Origin of the sequence: Streptomyces sp. HUAS CB01 (genome assembly GCF_030406905.1) — a bacterium.
Lineage (GTDB): Bacteria > Actinomycetota > Actinomycetes > Streptomycetales > Streptomycetaceae > Streptomyces > Streptomyces chengbuensis.
This window is the reverse complement of the sequence record NZ_CP129137.1, coordinates 4,120,350-4,136,964: the sequence shown is the minus strand read 5'-3', so window position 1 is coordinate 4,136,964 and position 16,615 is coordinate 4,120,350. Positions and strand designations below refer to the sequence as shown.

Genomic DNA, 16,615 nt, shown 5'->3' with positions numbered 1-16,615 from the left:
GGCCGTTGCCGGTCCGGTCCGGACACCGCCGGACGAAAGGGCCGGCGGGAGTGCCTCCGCGGTGCCCTCGTCAGTCGTCGCCCTCCAGGTCGCCCTCCGTCTCCAGGAAGACCTGGCGCAGGGCATCGACGACCGCCGGGTCGGGCTTCTCCCACATGCCGCGGGACTCCGCCTCCAGCAGTCGCTCCGCGATGCCGTGCAGGGCCCAGGGGTTGGCCTGCTGGAGGAACTCGCGGTTCTCGGGGTCCAGGACGTACGCCTCGGCGAGCCTGTCGTACATCCAGTCGGCGACCACGCCGGTCGTGGCGTCGTAGCCGAACAAGTAGTCCACGGTGGCGGCGAGTTCGAACGCGCCCTTGTAGCCGTGGCGGCGCATCGCCTCGATCCACTTCGGGTTGACGACGCGGGCGCGGAAGACGCGGGAGGTCTCCTCGACGAGGGTGCGGGTGCGGACCGTCTCCGGGCGGGTTGAGTCGCCAATGTACGCCTCGGGGGCGCTCCCGCGCAGGGCGCGCACGGTGGCGACCATGCCGCCGTGGTACTGGAAGTAGTCGTCGGAGTCGGCGATGTCGTGCTCGCGGGTGTCGGTGTTCTTCGCCGCGACCGCGATCCGCCTGTACGCCGTCTCCATCTCCTCCCGCGCCGCGCGGCCTTCGAGACCGCGGCCGTACGCGTAGCCGCCCCACACCGTGTAGACCTCGGCGAGGTCGGCGTCGGTGCGCCAGTCGCGGGAGTCGATGAGCTGGAGCAGTCCGGCGCCGTACGTGCCGGGGCGGGAGCCGAAGATGCGGGTGGTGGCGCGTCGTTCGTCGCCGTGCTCGGCGAGGTCGGCCTGGGCGTGGGCGCGTACGAAGTTCTCGTCGGCGGGCTCGTCGAGCGAGGCGGCCAGCCGGACCGCGTCGTCGAGGAGGCCGATGACGTGCGGGAACGCGTCGCGGAAGAAGCCCGAGATGCGCAGCGTGACGTCGATGCGGGGGCGGCCGAGCTCGGCGAGCGGGACCGGTTCGAGGCCGTTGACCCGGCGGGAGGCGTCGTCCCAGACGGGGCGGACGCCGAGCAGCGCCAGCGCCTCGGCGACGTCGTCGCCGGCGGTGCGCATCGCGCTGGTGCCCCAGAGGGACAGCCCGACGGACGTCGGCCAGGAGCCGTTGTCCGTGCGGTAGCGCTCCAGGAGGGAGTCGGCGAGGGCCTGGCCGGTCTCCCAGGCGAGGCGGGAGGGCACGGCCTTGGGGTCGACCGAGTAGAAGTTGCGACCGGTCGGCAGGACGTTGACCAGTCCGCGCAGCGGCGAGCCGGACGGTCCGGCCGGGACGAAGCCACCGTTCAGCGCGTGGACGGCGTGGTCGAGTTCGTCGGTGGTGGCGGCGAGCCGCGGGACGACCTCCCGGGCGGCGAAGCCGAGGATGTCGGCGACCGCCTTGCCGTGGCCCTCGGCCACGGTGGTGACCGCGGCCGGGGCCCAGCCGGCGTCCTCCATCGCCTCGACCAGGGCGCGGGCGCGGGCCTCGGCCTCGTCGGCGGTGGTCCGGGTCGCGGCGGCCTCGTCGAGGCCGAGCGCCTCGCGCAGTCCGGGCAGCGCGGTCGTGCCGCCCCAGATCTGCCGGGCGCGCAGGATCGACAGGACGAGGTTGACCCGCTCCGGGCCGGTGGGCGCGCCGCCGAGGACGTGCAGTCCGTCGCGGATCTGGGCGTCCTTGACCTCGCAGAGCCAGCCGTCGACGTGCAGCAGGAAGTCGTCGAAGCCGTCGTCGTCGGGGCGGTCCTCCAGACCGAGGTCGTGGTCGAGCTTCGCCGCCTGGATCAGGGTCCAGATCTGGGCGCGGATCGCCGGCAGCTTGGCCGGGTCCATGGAGGAGATCTGCGCGTACTCGTCGAGCAGTTGCTCCAGGCGCGCGATGTCGCCGTACGAGTCGGCGCGCGCCATCGGCGGGACGAGATGGTCGATGAGGGTGGCGTGGACGCGGCGCTTCGCCTGGGTGCCCTCGCCCGGGTCGTTGACCAGGAACGGGTAGATCAGCGGCAGGTCACCGAGCGCGGCGTCGGGCGCGCAGGCCGCGGACAGTCCGGCGTTCTTGCCGGGCAGCCACTCCAGGTTGCCGTGCTTGCCGAGGTGGATCATCGCGTCCGCGCCGAATCCCCCGTCGTCCTGCCGGGCGCCGATCCAGCGGTAGGCGGCGAGGTAGTGGTGCGACGGCGGCAGGTCGGGGTCGTGGTAGATCGCGATCGGGTTCTCGCCGAAGCCGCGCGGCGGCTGGATGACGATCAGCAGGTTGCCCCGGCGCAGGGCGGCCAGGACGATGTCGCCCTCCGGGTTGCGGGAGCGGTCCAGGAACATCTCGCCCGGCGCCGGGCCCCAGTGCGCCTCGACCGCCTCGCGCAGTTCCGCGGGCAGGGTCGCGTACCAGCGCCGGTAGTCGGCCGCCGGGACGCGGACCGGGTTGCGCGCCAACTGCTCCTCGGTGAGCCAGTCCTGGTCGTGGCCGCCGGCCTCGATGAGCGCGCGGATGAGTTCGTCGCCGTCCCCGGACGTCAGGCCGGGGATCTCCTCGGTGCCGAAGTCGTAGCCCTCGTCGAGGAGGCGGCGCAGCAGGGCCACGGCGGAAGCGGGGGTGTCGAGGCCGACGGCGTTGCCGATGCGGGAGTGCTTCGTCGGGTACGCGGAGAGGACGAGCGCGAGGCGCTTCTCGGCGTTCGGGATGTGCCGCAGCCGGGCGTGGCGGACGGCGATGCCGGCGACGCGGGCGGCGCGCTCCGGGTCGGCGACGTACGCGGGGAGGCCGTCCTCGTCGATCTCCTTGAACGAGAACGGCACGGTGATCAGCCGGCCGTCGAACTCGGGCACGGCGACCTGGCTGGCGGCGTCCAGCGGGGACAGGCCCTCGTCGTTCTCCTCCCAGGCGCTGCGCGAGCCGGTCAGGCACAGTGCCTGCAGCACGGGCACGTCGAGCGAGGCGAGCGCGCCCGCGTCCCACGCCTCGTCGTCCCCCCCGGCCTGGGCCTCGGCCGGCCGGGTGCCGCCCGCGGCGAGGACGGTGGTGACGACGGCGTCGGCGTCGCGGAGCCGTTCCAGCAGCTCCGGCTCGGGGGCGCGCAGCGAGGCGACGTACAGCGGGAGGGCCCGGCCGCCCGCGTCCTCGACCGCGTCGCACAGGGCGCCGACGAAGGCGGTGTTGCCGCTCATGTGGTGGGCCCGGTAGTAGAGCACCGCGACGAGCGGGCCGCTGACGCGACGCGGGGTGCGCTCCAGCTCGCCCCAGGTGGGGGCGGGCGCGGGCGGCGCGAAGCCGTGGCCGGTGAGCAGGACGGTGTCGGACAGGAACCGGGCGAGCTGCTCCAGGTTGTCCGGGCCCCCGTGGGCGAGGTAGGCGTGTGCCTCCGCCGCGATGCCGACGGGAACGGTGGAGGCCTCCATCAGCTGGGCGTCCGGGGCCTGTTCACCGGTGAGGACGACCACCGGGCGGCCCTGCGCCAGCAGTGCGTCGAGGCCCTCCTGCCAGGCGCGGATGCCGCCGAGGAGGCGCACGACGACCAGATCGGTGCCGTCGAGGAGCTCGGGCAGCCGGTCGAGCGGGAGTCGGGAAGGGTTAGCGAAGCGGTACCGGACCGGGCCCTCGGCGGCACGGGCGCTGAGCAGGTCGGTGTCGGAGGTCGACAGCAGCAGGATCGTCGCGTGCGTCATCGCGTGCGCAGGCCTTCCTCGGGGTTTCCGCGCCCCGGGTGGTCGTGGTCGGCGGGAGTTCCTGACTCACCGGATCCCGTCGCCGGGGCCCGGTTCACAGTGGCGGGACCGCGCCGGATTCTCACCGGGCTTCCTCCCTAGGGCCCTGGGACCCTGTGCCGTTTTGCATAGTAGAGGCTGCGGCCCGCCGGCAGGGCGGTCACCTGGAAGGACGTGGGTATGCTCGCCGCCATGCCGCCCACACCGACAACACCCCCGGACCGGGGCGAACCGCGTATACGGGACCGAGGCGACGCCTGCCCGGGCGCGCTGCGGCTGCATGCGGCGGACGACGGGCGGCTGGCCCGACTTCGCCTGCCCGCAGGCTTGTTGACGGCACGTCAGATCCATGCGCTGGCTGCCGCGGCCGGACGTCTGGGCGACGGGGCCCTGAGCGTCACCTCCCGGGGCAACGCGGAGTTGCGCGGCCTGGCGGACGGCTGCGGGGCGGAACTCGCGGAACTGCTGCGCGAGGCCGGGCTGCTGCCCTCCGAGGCCCATGAGCGGGTACGCAACGTCGTCGCCTCACCGCTGGCCGGACTGGACGGACTCGGCCGCGCCGACGTGCAGTTGTGGGCCCGGGAGCTGGACGCGCTGCTGTGCGCGAGCGGGTGGGCCACGGGACTTTCGGGACGGTTCCTCTTCGCCCTGGACGACGGCCGGGGCGATGTGGCCCGGCTCGGTGCGGATGTGACGTTGCTCGCAGAGGCGGACGGGCGGGCGGTGCTGCGGACCGGGCGCCACGCCTTCCGGGTGCGTGCCGTCGACGCCGCGCGGGCCGCGCTCGCCGCCGCGGAGGCTTTCCTGTCCGCGGCCGCCGGAGCGGGCACGGGCGCCTGGCGCGTACGGGAGCTGCCGGAGGGGCAGGACATCGCCGTGGGCGCGGGGCTGGCACGGGCGGGGGTGGCGGCGGAACCACTGCTCCCTCCCGACGGAACGGGAGGCTCCGCCCCGGATCCGGTCCCGGGCGGGCCCGTGGACGGGTGCGCGGGCCCCGGCACCGGACCGCTGCCCGGTGTCGTGGAGGGACCGGACGGCTGGGCCGTGTCCGTCCTCGCTCCGCTCGGGCGACTCACCGTCGCCCAGCTGCGCGGGCTGCTGCCGGCCCCCGCGGACGAGGTTCGGCTGACGCCGTGGCGCGGGGTGGTGCTTCCCGGCTTCGCCGACCGCGGCTCGGCGCGGGCGCGCCTCGAAGCGCTGGGGCGGGCGGGCCTCATCACCGGCACCGACTCCCCCTGGTACGGGGTCGGCGCGTGCACCGGGCGGCCCGGCTGCGCCAAGTCCCTGGCCGACGTGCGGGCCGACGCCACACCCGGCCGGGGCGGACTGCCCGTGTACTGGTCGGGCTGCGAGCGGCGCTGCGGCCGTCCGCAGGGGGAGTACGTGGACGTCGTGGCCACCGGGGACGGCGCGTACCGGGTGACCGCGCACGGCAGCCCCGTACCCGTACCGTCCCGTGCCGCGCTCGCCGACACCATCGCCACAGCCAGAACCCGTACGACGAAATGAGCGACAAGACCGTGTTCGACTACGAGAAGGACGGCGCGGAGATCTACCGCCAGTCCTTTGCCACGATCCGTGCCGAGGCGGCGCTCGACGCGCTGCCGGCCGACGTCAGCCAGGTCGCGGTGCGGATGATCCACGCCTGCGGCATGGTCGACCTCGTCCGCGATCTCGCGTACTCGCCCGGGGTGGTGGCCCGTGCCCGCGAGGCGCTGCGCGCCGGGGCGCCGATCCTGTGCGACGCGCAGATGGTCGCCAGCGGCGTCACCCGCAAGCGGCTGCCCGCCGGCAACGAGGTGATCTGCACCCTGTCCGAGCCGTCCGTGCCGGAGCTGGCCGCCGGGCTCGGGACGACCCGCAGCGCGGCCGCGCTCGAACTGTGGCGGGACCGCCTCGACGGTGCCGTGGTCGCCGTCGGCAACGCCCCCACCGCGCTGTTCAGGCTGCTGGAGATGATCGACGCGGGCGCGCCCCGTCCGGCCGCCGTGGTCGGCGTCCCGGTGGGCTTCATAGGCGCGGCCGAGTCCAAGGACGCCCTCGCCGCGCACGGGGGCGGTCTGGACTACCTGGTGGTGCGCGGCCGGCGCGGCGGCAGCGCCATGGCCGCGGCCGCGATCAACGCGATGGCGAGTGAGGCGGAGTGAGCACACAGCGGACCGGCAGGCTGTACGGCGTCGGACTCGGCCCCGGCGACCCGTCGCTGATGACGCTCCGGGCGGCCCAGGTCGTCGCGGAGGCGGACGTCGTGGCGTACCACTGCGCCCGGCACGGCCGTTCCATCGCCCGCTCCATCGTGGCGGGGCATCTGCGCCCCGACCACATCGAGGAGCGTCTGATGTACCCGATCACCGTGGAGACCACGGACCACCCCGGCGGTTACCGGGGGGCGCTCGACGACTTCTACGAGGAGGCCGCGGCCAGGCTCGCGGCGCATCTCGACGCCGGCCGGACCGTGGCGGTGCTCGCGGAGGGCGACCCGCTCTTCTACGGCTCGTACCAGCACATGCACAAGCGGCTGGCGCACCGGTACCCGACCGAGGTGATCCCGGGCGTGACCTCGGTGAGCGCCGCGGCCGCGCGGCTCGGGGAGCCGCTCTGCGAGGCGGAGGAGGTGCTGACGATCGTGCCGGGCACGCTGCCCGAGGAGGAGCTGACGGCCCGTCTCGCCGCCACCGACTCGGCGGTGGTGATGAAGCTCGGGCGGACCTTCCCCGCCGTGCGGCGGGCGCTGGAGCGGGCGGGCCGGCTGGAGGACGCGCGCTACGTGGAGCGGGCCACGATGACCGGCGAGCGCACCGGGCGGCTGGCGGACGTGGACCCGGAGTCCGTGCCGTACTTCTCGGTGGCGGTGCTGCCGAGCCGGATCGACGAGGTGCGGCCCGAGGCGCGTCCTCAGGGCGAGGTCGTCGTCGTGGGCACCGGACCGGCCGGACCGCTGTGGCTGACGCCCGAGACGCGCGGCGCGCTCGCAGCCGCCGACGACCTGGTCGGCTACACGACCTATCTGGACCGGGTGCCGGTGCGTGCGGGGCAGCGCCGCCACGGCTCGGACAACAAGGTGGAGGCCGAGCGGGCGGAGTTCGCCCTCGATCTCGCCCGGCGGGGCCGGCGGGTCGCGGTGGTGTCGGGCGGCGACCCGGGGGTCTTCGCCATGGCCACGGCGGTGCTGGAGGTCGCGGCGCAGGAACCGTACGCGGACGTGCCCGTGCGGGTGCTGCCGGGCCTCACCGCGGCGAACGCCGCCGCCGCGCGCGCCGGGGCGCCGCTGGGGCACGACTACGCGACCCTCTCCCTGTCCGACCGGCTCAAGCCGTGGGAGGTCATCGCGGAGCGGCTGACGGCCGCGGCCCGTGCCGATCTCGTCCTGGCCCTGTACAACCCCGGTTCGCGCAGCCGGACCTGGCAGGTCGCCAAGGCCCGTGAGCTGCTGCTCGGCCACCGCGCCCCGGACACGCCCGTCGTCGTCGCGCGCGACGTCGGTGGTCCCGAGGAGAGCGTGCGGATCGTGCGCCTCGGCGAACTCGACCCGGCGGTGGTGGACATGCGGACCCTGCTGCTGGTCGGCTCCTCGCAGACCCGGACGGTGCGCCGCGGTTCGGGCGAGGAGATCGTCTGGACACCGCGCACGTACCCGGAGGACGCCTCGGCTCCGGAGTGAGCACGCGCCGGCTCCGGAGTGAGCACGCGCCGGCTCCGGCGTGGGCACGCGCCCGGGAGGGCGCCGGAGGAGGGGCGGGGCGACGGGGGGCAGAGGGGACGGGGGACTGGGCCTGGCCCGGGCCGCTACTCCGGGCAGAATCCCTGCAGCTCGCCGGAACAGAGCCCCATCAGCTGATCGATCCCCGCCTTGATCTGCTCCGGTGACCTCCCGCACTCCGCCGTGAGGTGCCGGAACAGGCTCGGCAGGAACGGGGCCAGCAGCAGATGCGCCAGGACGGCCTCGTCCGCCTCGGGCCGTACCTGGCGCAGCAGCATGGACACGTGGGTGTGCATGGTCAGGTACGCGCCGCTCGTGTAGCGCGCGAGCGGTGAGGCGGCCTCCGCGGCGAGCATCGTCGTCTGCTGCTCGGCGACGTGGTCGGCGAGCGCGTGGAGGAAGGCCCGCAGCCGCTCGGCGGGCCGCCCGTCGGGCCCGAGGGGGGCCGGCCCCCTGAGGAACCCCTCCTGGAACTGCCGCTCGCGGTCGTCGAGCAGGGCGAACAGCAACTGGGCCACGTCGCCGAAGCGGCGGTAGACCGTACCCACACCGATCCCGGCGGCCTGCGCCACGGCGTTCATCGTGATCGCCTCGGGGCCGCGCTCGGCGACGAGCCCCGCCGCCGCGTCGAGGATCCTCCGGCGGTTGCGCGCGGCGTCCGCGCGTTCGGCCGGCGGCTGGCCGGTGATCGCCAGTTCGGTGCGGAGGGTGCCGCGCTTGTCGCCCTGCTCGCCGATGTCTTCCACCTCGCCGAGGTTACCGGACCCACTTGCCAAGTGGATAGCTATCCGGTTTACTCCGGCGAGAGAAGCGGATAGCAATCCGCTTACTCGTCCTCCGGAATTCCACCGTCTCCCCGGAAAGGGGCCACTCATGAGCGCCAAGGTCGCGGTCATCTACTACTCGTCGACCGGCAACGTGCACCAGCTCGCCAAGGCCGTCGCCGAAGGCGCGGAGAAGGCGGGCGCCGAGGTGCGCCTGCGCCGGGTGCCGGAGCTGGCTCCGGACTCCGCCATCGACGCCAACCCCGCGTGGCGGGAGCACGTCGAGGCGACGAAGGACGTCGAGGTCGCCACGCTCGACGACCTGGAGTGGGCGGACGCCTACGCCCTGGGCTCGCCCACCCGCTTCGGCAACATCGCGGCGCAGCTCAAGCAGTACCTCGACACCACCGGCGGGCTGTGGCAGCAGGGCGTCATGGCCGACAAGCCGGCCACGGGCTTCACCAGCGCCCACAACGCGAACGGCGGCAACGAGTCCACCCTGCTCGCGCTGTACAACACGCTCCACCACTGGGGCTCGATCATCGTCTCGCCCGGCTACACCAACCCCGTGGTGTACGGCGCGGGCGGCAACCCCTACGGCACGTCCCACCCGGGCGGCGCCGGTGCCCCGGCCGACGAGACGCTCGAGGCCGCGCGCTACCAGGGCGAGCGGCTGGCGAAGATCGCTGCGCGACTGAGCGACTGAGCGCCGAGACGGAGCAGGGGACCGGGGGACGCCCCACGAAGACGGCCGCCGGGGCACCGAGCCCCGGCGGCCGTCGTGTTCCGAGGCCCGTGGCTCGCGTCCGCGCCACCGGCTCGCGCCTGCTCAGGGCCCCTTCGGCGTCGAGCGGCCGACCACCGTGCCCGCACGGTCGACGCACACGACGTCCACCGTGACCGGCGCGCCCCGCAGCACCTCCAGCGCCTGGTCGCGGGCCGTCGCGGCCACGAGATCGCCGAGCGGGACGCCGCGGGCCGCGCACGACTGGAGCGCCGCGAGGCCGGTGTTGGCGGCGGCGACCTCGGCCGCCAGCTCCTCGTCCGCCCCTCCCCGGCGGGCCAGCTCCGCGAGGAAGCCCTTGTCCACCTGGGAGCGGGCGGAGTGCAGATCCATGTGGCCGGCCGCCAGTTTGGACAGTTTCGCGAAGCCGCCGCAGACGGTGAGCCGCTCGACGGGGTGCCTGCGGACGTACTTGAGCACCGCGCCCGCGAAGTCGCCCATGTCCAGCAGGGCGTCCTCGGGCAGCCCGTACAGGGCCACGGCCGTCCTCTCCGAGGTCGAGCCCGTGCACCCGGCGAGATGGGTGCGTCCCGCCGCCCGCGCCACGTCCACGCCGCGGCGGATCGAGTCGATCCAGGCGGAGCAGGAGTAGGGCACCACGACGCCGGTGGTGCCCAGGACGGACAGTCCACCGAGAATGCCGAGCCTCGGGTTCCAGGTGGACCGCGCGATCTCCTCGCCGTGGTCGACGGAGACCGTGATCTCGACGTCGCCCGCGCCGCCGTGCCGGGAGGCGACCTCCGCGACGTGGTCGCGCATCATCTGCCGGGGCACCGGATTGATCGCCGGCTCGCCGACGCCGAGCGGCAGCCCGGGTCGGGTGACGGTGCCGACGCCCGGCCCGGCGCGGAACACCACCCCCGAACCGGCGGGCAGGACCCGTACGGTCGCCCGGATCAGCGCGCCGTGCGTGACGTCCGGGTCGTCCCCGGCGTCCTTCACCACGGCCGCCGTCGCGCTCCCGTTCCCCAGCTCCTCCGCGGCCAGCGCGAACGCGGGCGTCCGGCCCTTGGGCAGGGTGATCGTCACCGGGTCCGGGAAGTCGCCGGTGAGCAGCGCGGTGTAGGCGGCGGTCGTCGCGGCGGTGGCACAGGCCCCGGTGGTCCAGCCGGGCCGGAGACCCGTGTGCTTGAGTTGGGCGCTGCGTCCGCCCACGGGCGCCGGTTCACTCATGGAGGTCCCCCGTGCACGTCCTGGTCCTCGGCGGTACGACGGAGGCGCGCACCCTCGCCGAGTCGCTGCACGCGCGCGGGGAGCGGGTGACCACGTCGCTCGCGGGACGGGTCGCGGCACCCAGACTGCCCCGCGGCGAGGTACGGATCGGCGGCTTCGGCGGGACGGAGGGCCTCGCCGCCTGGCTGCGGGAGCACCAGGTGGACGTGCTCATCGACGCCACCCATCCTTTCGCCGGGACGATCAGTTTCCACGCGGCGCACGCCGCGGACCAGGCCCATGTTCCCCTGCTCGCGCTGCGGCGGCCCGGGTGGGTCCCGGGCGCGGGCGACGACTGGCACCCGGTCGACTCCCTCGCACAGGCGGCCGAGGCGCTTCCCTCACTGGGGCGCCGGGTCTTCCTGACGACCGGCCGCATGGGACTGGCGTCCTTCGCGCACCTCGACGACCTGTGGTTCCTGGTCCGCTCCGTGGACCCGCCGGAGCCGCCGCACCCCGCGCGGATGCGGGTGCTCCTGGACCGCGGCCCCTTCACGCTCGACGGCGAGCGGAGGCTGCTCGCCGACCATGCCGTCGACGTCCTGGTGACCAAGGACAGCGGCGCCGCGGCGACCTCCCCCAAGCTCACCGCGGCCCGCGAGGCGGGTGTCCCTGTCGTCGTGGTCCGCCGTCCGCCCACGCCCGAGGGCGTCCCCACGGTGACGGGGGTGGAGGAGGCGCTGGCCCGGGTGACGGAGCTGCGGCAGGCGCCGGGGTAAGGGCCCCGAGCGTGAACCGCGGCACGCTCGACGAGCTCGCCGGCAGGCACGCCCCGAGCGTGAACCGCGGCACGCGACCAGGGGCAGAAGTCCGGCCGTGCGCTCAGCAGACGTGCCGGTCCCGCGCCGGGTCGTACAGGTGGCTGTCGCGGAACTGGGAGGCCGCCAGGGTGCGGCCCACCAGGATGACCGCGGTCTTCGTGACGCCCGCCTCCTTCGTCAGGCCGGCGATCTCGTCGAGCGTGCCGCGCAGGATCAGTTCGTCCGGGCGGCTGGCCATGGCCACCACGGCGGCGGGGCAGTCCGGCCCGTAGTGCGGCAGCAGTTCGGCGACCACACGGTCGACGTAGCGGGCGGCGAGGTGCAGGACGAGCAGGGCACCGCTGCGTCCCAGAGTGGCCAGGTCCTCGCCCTCGGGCATGGGGGTGGCCTGCTGGGCGACACGGGTCAGGACGACCGTCTGGCCGACGGTCGGCACCGTCAGCTCCCGCTTCAGCGCGGCCGCAGCGGCCGCGAACGCCGGAACGCCCGGGACGACCTCGTACGGAATGCCCGCGGCGTCGAGCCGCCGCATCTGCTCCGCCACGGCGCTGAAGACGGACGGGTCGCCGGAGTGCAGCCGGGCCACGTCGTGGCCCTCCTCGTGGGCGCGGACGAACTCCGCGGTGATCGCGTCCAGATCGAGGTTCGCGGTGTCCACGAGACGGGCGTCCGGCGGGCATTCGGCGAGGAGTTCGGCGGGGACGAGCGAGCCCGCGTAGAGACAGACCCGGCACGACGCGAGCGTCCGGGCGCCGCGCACGGTGATCAGATCGGCGGCACCGGGGCCCGCACCGATGAAGTGGACGGTCATGAGGGTTCTCCTGCAGGGGATTTGGTGACGGACCATTGCGTGACGGGCATCGCCTGCCGCCAGCCGGTGAAACCGCCCACGGGCACGGCGTGCGCCACGGCGAGCCGCACCAGCTCGCCGCCGTGCCGCCGGCGGCGCTCCGCCAGCAGCGCCTCCGACTCGAGCGTCACGGTGTTCGCCACGAGCCGTCCGCCCTCCGGGAGCGCGTCCCAGCAGGCGTCGAGCAGTCCCGGCGCGGTGAGCCCGCCGCCGATGAACACCGCGTCGGGCACGGGCAGTCCGGCCAGCCCGTCCGGAGCCGCCGCCCTGACGACCCGCAGTCCGGGCACGCCGAGCGACTCCGCGTTGAGTGCGATGCGCCGCGCCCGTTCCGCGTCCCGCTCGACCGTCACCGCCCGGCACGACCGGTGCGTACGCATCCACTCGATCGCGATCGAGCCGGAGCCGCCGCCGACGTCCCACAGCAGTTCGCCCGGCGCGGGGGCGAGCGCGGCGAGCGTCGCGGCCCGGACATGGCGCTTGGTCAGCTGGCCGTCGCTCTCGTACGCCTCGTCCGGCAGTCCGGGGACGGCGCCGAGCCGCAGCGCTCCGGGGGCGCGCACGCAGTCGACGGCGATGACGTTGAGGGGATCGCCCGGCGGGTGCCGCCAGGTCTCCGCGAGGCCGGCGACCCGGCGCTCCCGCTCGGAGCCCAGCTGTTCCAGCACCGTCATCCGGCTGGGGCCGAAGCCCTTCGCGGTCAGCAGCGCCGCCACTTCGGCCGGGGTGTCCGCGCCGGCGCTCAGCACCAGCAGCCGCCGGCCGTGGTGCAGCGCGGCGGCGAGCGCGGCGGCCGGCCTGCCGACCAGCGTCACGACCTCGGTCTCCTCCACGGGCAGGCCGAGCCGGGCACAGGCGTACGAGACGGAGGACGGATGCGGCAGCACGCGCAGCGCGTCGGCGCCGGCGATCTCGGTGAGCGTGCGGCCGATGCCGTAGAACATGGGGTCGCCGCTCGCGAGGACGGCCAGGCGGCGGCCGGTGTGCGCGGCGAGCAGCGCGGGCACCGCCGGTCGCAGCGGTGACGGCCACGGCACCCGCTCACCGGCGCACTCGGCGGGGGGCAGCAGTGCGAGCTGGCGCGGGCCGCCGACGAGCACGTCGGCGGCGCGCAGCGCGGCACGGGAGTTCTCGGGCAGTCCGTCCCAGCCGTCGGCGCCGATCCCGACGACGGAGACGGCGGGGCGGGGGTCGGAATTCACGGACCGGACTCTACTGTCCGCGCAGGTGAACGCCAGTTCGTGGGGATGAGACACCGGTCACCGGCCCGTTCGCGGGGACGGGGGCACCGGTCACCGGGGCGGGGCACCGGCGCGCGGCGCCTCCAAGATCACGTAACAATGAAGGAAGAACCAGCCCCGGGCCCAGGCCCCGCCACGTCCGCCTCGTCGTCCGACGCTCGTCGTCCGACCCGGCTCCGGGAGGCAGCCATGGCCACGCGACGCACTCCCCTGCCGGGCGTCGGCACGCAGTACGACTTCACCTCGGAGAGCGGTCACCACCTCTCGCTGGTCGTCCACCAGGACGGCCGGCGGTTCCTCGGCTTCTACTCAACGGACGACCCCGACGAGTCCGAGGCGTCCGTGCCGCTCACGCCCGAGGAGGCCGGTGCGCTCGCCCGCCTGCTGGCCCCGTCCCCCGTCGAGGGCGTGCGCACGGACGGGCTCGACCTGGTGACCGAGCACATCCCCGTCACGTCCCGGTCCGTGTACGCGGGACGGCCGCTGGGCGACACCCGGGCCCGTACCCGCACGGGCGCGTCGATCGTCGCCGTCCGCCGCCCGAGCAGTGTGCACCCCTCCCCGGGGCCGGGCTTCCGGCTGATGATCGGTGACACGCTCGTGGTGGTCGGCACCCGGGAGGGCGTGGACGCGCTCGCCGAGATCGTCGCGGGCTCCGGAGACGACCCCGCCGACTCCGGAGCCGGGGGCTGACCGTGCACGACACGACCATGCTTCTCATCGAACTCGGCGGGATCATCCTCACCCTGGGGCTGATCGGCCGGTTCGCCGGACGTTTCGGCCTGTCCCCGATCCCCCTCTATCTGCTGGCCGGGCTCGCCTTCGGCGAGGGCGGGCTGCTGCCGCTCAGCGCCAGCGGGGACTTCATCGCCGTCGGCGCCGAGATCGGCGTGATCCTGCTGCTCCTGCTGCTCGGTCTCGAGTACAGCGCGTCCGAACTGGTGACCAGTCTGCGCACCCAGTACCCCTCGGGCGTCGTGGACTTCCTGCTCAACGCCCCGCCGGGGGCCGCGGCAGCGCTGCTGCTCGGCTGGGGGCCGGTGGGGGCCGTGGCGCTCGCCGGCGTCACCTGGATCTCGTCCTCGGGCGTGATCGCGAAGATCCTCACGGACCTCGGGCGGCTCGGCAACCGCGAGACGCCGGTGATCCTCGGCGTCCTGGTCATCGAGGACCTGTCGATGGCCGTGTACCTGCCCCTGCTGACCGCGCTGCTCGCGGGACTCGGCCTGGCCGGCGGCAGCATCACCCTGCTGATCGCCGTCGGCACGGTCTCCTTCGTCCTCCTCCTCGCGGTCCGCCACGGCAGACACCTCAGCCGGGCGGTCTCCTCGGACGACCCGGAGATGCTGCTGCTGGTCGTGCTGGGCCTCACCCTGCTGGTCGCCGGCGTGGCGCAGGAACTGCAGGTGTCGGCTGCGGTGGGCGCGTTCCTGGTGGGCATCGCGCTGTCGGGCGAGGTGGCGGAGGGTGCGCGGCGGCTGCTCGCCCCGCTCCGGGACCTCTTCGCAGCGGTCTTCTTCGTGTTCTTCGGGCTGTCGACCGATCCGACGGCCATCCCCCCGGTGCTGCTGCCGGCGCTGCTGCTGGCGGTGGTCACCAGTCTGACCAAGGTCGCGACCGGCTGGTACGCGGCCCGCCGCGCCGGCATCGGCCCGCGCGGCCGGCTCCGGGCGGGCGGCACGCTGGTGGCCCGCGGCGAGTTCTCCATCGTCATCGCCGGACTGGCGGCCGCCACCGAGCCGCGTGTGGTGCCGCTGGCCACCGCGTACGTCCTGATCCTGGTGATCCTGGGGCCGCTCGCCGCCCGCTGGACCGAGCCCGCGGTCCACAGGGTCGGGTCCTGGCTCCGCCACAGCCCTCGGCCGCGGCCGCCGAGAGGCGCGGAGAGGGGGGCGTCCGCCACGGACGGGGCCGTGGCGCCCGCGTCGGGTGGCTGATCACTTCCGGGCCTCCGTGCACGCGGTGCGGTCATCTCGAACGCCGGATCGAGCAGTGTCCGCGATCGGGCGATCAGGACGCGCGGAAGCGCCTGCCCCCGGGAATGCCCGTGGGCACGTGGATCCGTGACGTCACTCCCGCGCCTGCGAAGGGAGCAGAGCGGTGTGAGTGCCGTACCCGCCGGCTACTCGCAGGGCATCGATCCCGAGCGCGCCCCGAAGTACGCCGCTGATCACTTCTGGGCGTTCTGCCCCACGTAGAAGAGCAGCCAGACGAAGCCCGCGAAGGCGTGTGTGGCGAAGACGTACACGAAGACGCGCAGCGCGACGCCGCGCTCCTTCCAGCGCTCGCTCTCGCGCTCGCTCTCGCGCACGGTCTCACTCATCGGCGCATCCTCCCGGCCCGGGCCCGGGCACGGCGCTCCGGGGCCTCCAGCGTAAGGGCGGAATAGTCCCGGGGTGGCGTCCGTTCCAGATGACAGTTTAAGATTCAACCAACTGGACCCTGGAGGCGAAGCGCGATGCAGTTCGGAATCTTCACCGTCGGTGACGTGACCACCGATCCCACCAACGGTCGCACCCCGACCGAGAACGAGCGGATCAAGGCGACGGTCGCCATCGCGCTGAAGGCCGAAGAGGTCGGCCTGGACGTCTTCGCGACCGGCGAGCACCACAACCCGCCGTTCGTGCCGTCGTCCCCGACGACGATGCTGGGACACATCGCGGCGCGGACCGAGAACCTGATCCTGTCCACCTCGACGACGCTGATCACCACCAACGACCCGGTGAAGATCGCCGAGGACTACGCGATGCTCCAGCACCTGGCGGACGGCCGCGTCGACCTGATGATGGGCCGCGGCAACACCGGGCCGGTCTATCCGTGGTTCGGCCAGGACATCCGTCAGGGCATCCCGCTCGCCATCGAGAACTACGCCCTGCTCCACAAGCTGTGGAGGGAGGACGTCGTCGACTGGGAGGGCAAGTTCCGCACACCGCTGCAGGGCTTCACCTCCACCCCGCGGCCGCTGGACGGCGTCCCGCCGTTCGTGTGGCACGGCTCGATCCGCTCGCCGGAGATCGCCGAGCAGGCCGCGTACTACGGCGACGGCTTCTTCCACAACAACATCTTCTGGCCGGCGGAGCACACCAGGCGGATGGTCGCGCTCTACCGCAAGCGGTACGCGCACTACGGGCACGGCACGCCGGAGCAGGCCGTAGTCGGCCTCGGCGGCCAGGTGTTCATGCGCAGGAACTCCCAGGACGCGGTCAGGGAGTTCCGCCCGTACTTCGACAACGCCCCCGTCTACGGGCACGGCCCGTCGCTGGAGGACTTCACCGAGCAGACGCCGCTGACGGTCGGCTCCCCGCAGCAGGTCATCGAGCGGACCCTCGGCTTCCGTGAGGTCGTCGGCGACTACCAGCGCCAGCTGTTCCTGATGGACCACGCGGGACTTCCGCTGAAGACCGTCCTGGAGCAGCTCGACATCCTCGGCGAGGAGGTCGTGCCGGTGCTGCGCAAGGAGTTCGCCAACCTGCGGCCCGCCGGGGTCCCGGACGCCCCGGTCCACCCGGCCGTGGCCGCCGCCCGCGACACGAGCACGAACGGGACCACCGGCACCACCGGCACCACCGGCAAGGAGGACTGACC

The 16,615-nt window shown here is 74.1% G+C and carries 14 protein-coding genes and 1 riboswitch; of the genes, 8 read left to right on the top strand and 6 right to left on the bottom strand.

The window, feature by feature from the left end; all coding sequences use genetic code 11:
• Positions 1–70 precede the first annotated feature (70 nt).
• Positions 71–3,679, bottom strand: coding sequence for a cobaltochelatase subunit CobN (gene cobN, locus QRN89_RS18310; RefSeq protein ID WP_290350499.1), 3,609 nt, complete (start codon positions 3,677–3,679; stop codon positions 71–73).
• Between the two features lie 42 nt (positions 3,680–3,721).
• Positions 3,722–3,848, bottom strand: a riboswitch (cobalamin riboswitch).
• A gap of 50 nt (positions 3,849–3,898) precedes the next feature.
• Here cobN and QRN89_RS18305 point away from each other — a divergent pair.
• Genes QRN89_RS18305 through QRN89_RS18295 form a run of 3 tightly spaced genes read left to right on the top strand, consistent with a single transcriptional unit; the run spans position 3,899 to position 7,379 of the window.
• A complete protein-coding gene (locus tag QRN89_RS18305) occupies positions 3,899–5,227 on the top strand; it encodes a ferredoxin-like domain-containing protein (RefSeq protein WP_290350498.1) in 1,329 nt (442 codons plus the stop codon).
• Positions 5,224–5,865, top strand: a complete 642-nt coding sequence (locus tag QRN89_RS18300; protein WP_290350497.1) for a precorrin-8X methylmutase — start codon at positions 5,224–5,226, stop codon at positions 5,863–5,865. The genes QRN89_RS18305 and QRN89_RS18300 overlap by 4 nt, the downstream gene beginning before the upstream one ends.
• Positions 5,862–7,379 carry a precorrin-2 C(20)-methyltransferase gene (locus tag QRN89_RS18295; RefSeq protein WP_290350496.1) on the top strand — a complete coding sequence of 506 codons (1,518 nt, stop codon included), beginning with the start codon at positions 5,862–5,864 and terminating at the stop codon, positions 7,377–7,379. Before QRN89_RS18300 ends, QRN89_RS18295 begins: the two co-directional genes overlap by 4 nt.
• 125 nt (positions 7,380–7,504) lie before the next feature.
• On the opposite strand, the gene QRN89_RS18290 is transcribed toward QRN89_RS18295, so the two are convergent.
• Complete coding sequence (locus tag QRN89_RS18290) at positions 7,505–8,155, bottom strand: TetR/AcrR family transcriptional regulator (RefSeq protein ID WP_392856485.1); 651 nt, start codon at positions 8,153–8,155, stop codon at positions 7,505–7,507.
• A 136-nt stretch (positions 8,156–8,291) separates the two neighbouring features.
• Here QRN89_RS18290 and wrbA point away from each other — a divergent pair, with 136 nt between their 5' ends.
• Positions 8,292–8,888: an NAD(P)H:quinone oxidoreductase gene (wrbA, locus tag QRN89_RS18285; RefSeq protein WP_290350495.1), complete on the top strand. Its 597-nt coding sequence runs from the start codon at positions 8,292–8,294 to the stop codon at positions 8,886–8,888.
• Positions 8,889–9,011: 123 nt separating this feature from the next.
• Here the strand turns inward: wrbA and QRN89_RS18280 are convergent, their stop codons facing one another.
• Positions 9,012–10,139: a cobalt-precorrin-5B (C(1))-methyltransferase gene (locus tag QRN89_RS18280; RefSeq protein ID WP_290350494.1), complete on the bottom strand. Its 1,128-nt coding sequence runs from the start codon at positions 10,137–10,139 to the stop codon at positions 9,012–9,014.
• Between the two features lie 11 nt (positions 10,140–10,150).
• Between QRN89_RS18280 and QRN89_RS18275 the strand changes: the two genes are divergently transcribed.
• Positions 10,151–10,897, top strand: a complete 747-nt coding sequence (locus QRN89_RS18275; protein ID WP_290350493.1) for a cobalt-precorrin-6A reductase — start codon at positions 10,151–10,153, stop codon at positions 10,895–10,897.
• Positions 10,898–11,000: 103 nt separating this feature from the next.
• On the opposite strand, the gene cobM is transcribed toward QRN89_RS18275, so the two are convergent.
• A complete protein-coding gene (cobM, locus tag QRN89_RS18270; RefSeq protein ID WP_290350492.1) occupies positions 11,001–11,750 on the bottom strand; it encodes a precorrin-4 C(11)-methyltransferase in 750 nt (249 codons plus the stop codon).
• A complete protein-coding gene (gene cbiE / locus QRN89_RS18265; protein WP_290350491.1) occupies positions 11,747–12,991 on the bottom strand; it encodes a precorrin-6y C5,15-methyltransferase (decarboxylating) subunit CbiE in 1,245 nt (414 codons plus the stop codon). The genes cobM and cbiE overlap by 4 nt, the downstream gene beginning before the upstream one ends.
• A gap of 228 nt (positions 12,992–13,219) precedes the next feature.
• On the opposite strand from cbiE, the gene QRN89_RS18260 reads away from it, so the two are divergent.
• Positions 13,220–13,723, top strand: a complete 504-nt coding sequence (locus QRN89_RS18260; RefSeq protein ID WP_290350490.1) for a cation:proton antiporter regulatory subunit — start codon at positions 13,220–13,222, stop codon at positions 13,721–13,723.
• Between the two features lie 2 nt (positions 13,724–13,725).
• Positions 13,726–14,967, top strand: a complete 1,242-nt coding sequence (locus tag QRN89_RS18255) for a cation:proton antiporter (protein ID WP_290350489.1) — start codon at positions 13,726–13,728, stop codon at positions 14,965–14,967.
• A gap of 233 nt (positions 14,968–15,200) precedes the next feature.
• Here QRN89_RS18255 and QRN89_RS18250 read toward each other — a convergent pair whose 3' ends face one another.
• Positions 15,201–15,353 (bottom strand): DUF6126 family protein, encoded by a 153-nt coding sequence (locus QRN89_RS18250; RefSeq protein ID WP_290350488.1) that lies wholly within the window; start codon positions 15,351–15,353, stop codon positions 15,201–15,203.
• Positions 15,354–15,488: 135 nt separating this feature from the next.
• On the opposite strand from QRN89_RS18250, the gene QRN89_RS18245 reads away from it, so the two are divergent.
• Positions 15,489–16,613 (top strand): LLM class flavin-dependent oxidoreductase, encoded by a 1,125-nt coding sequence (locus QRN89_RS18245; RefSeq protein ID WP_290350487.1) that lies wholly within the window; start codon positions 15,489–15,491, stop codon positions 16,611–16,613.
• Positions 16,614–16,615 lie beyond the last annotated feature (2 nt).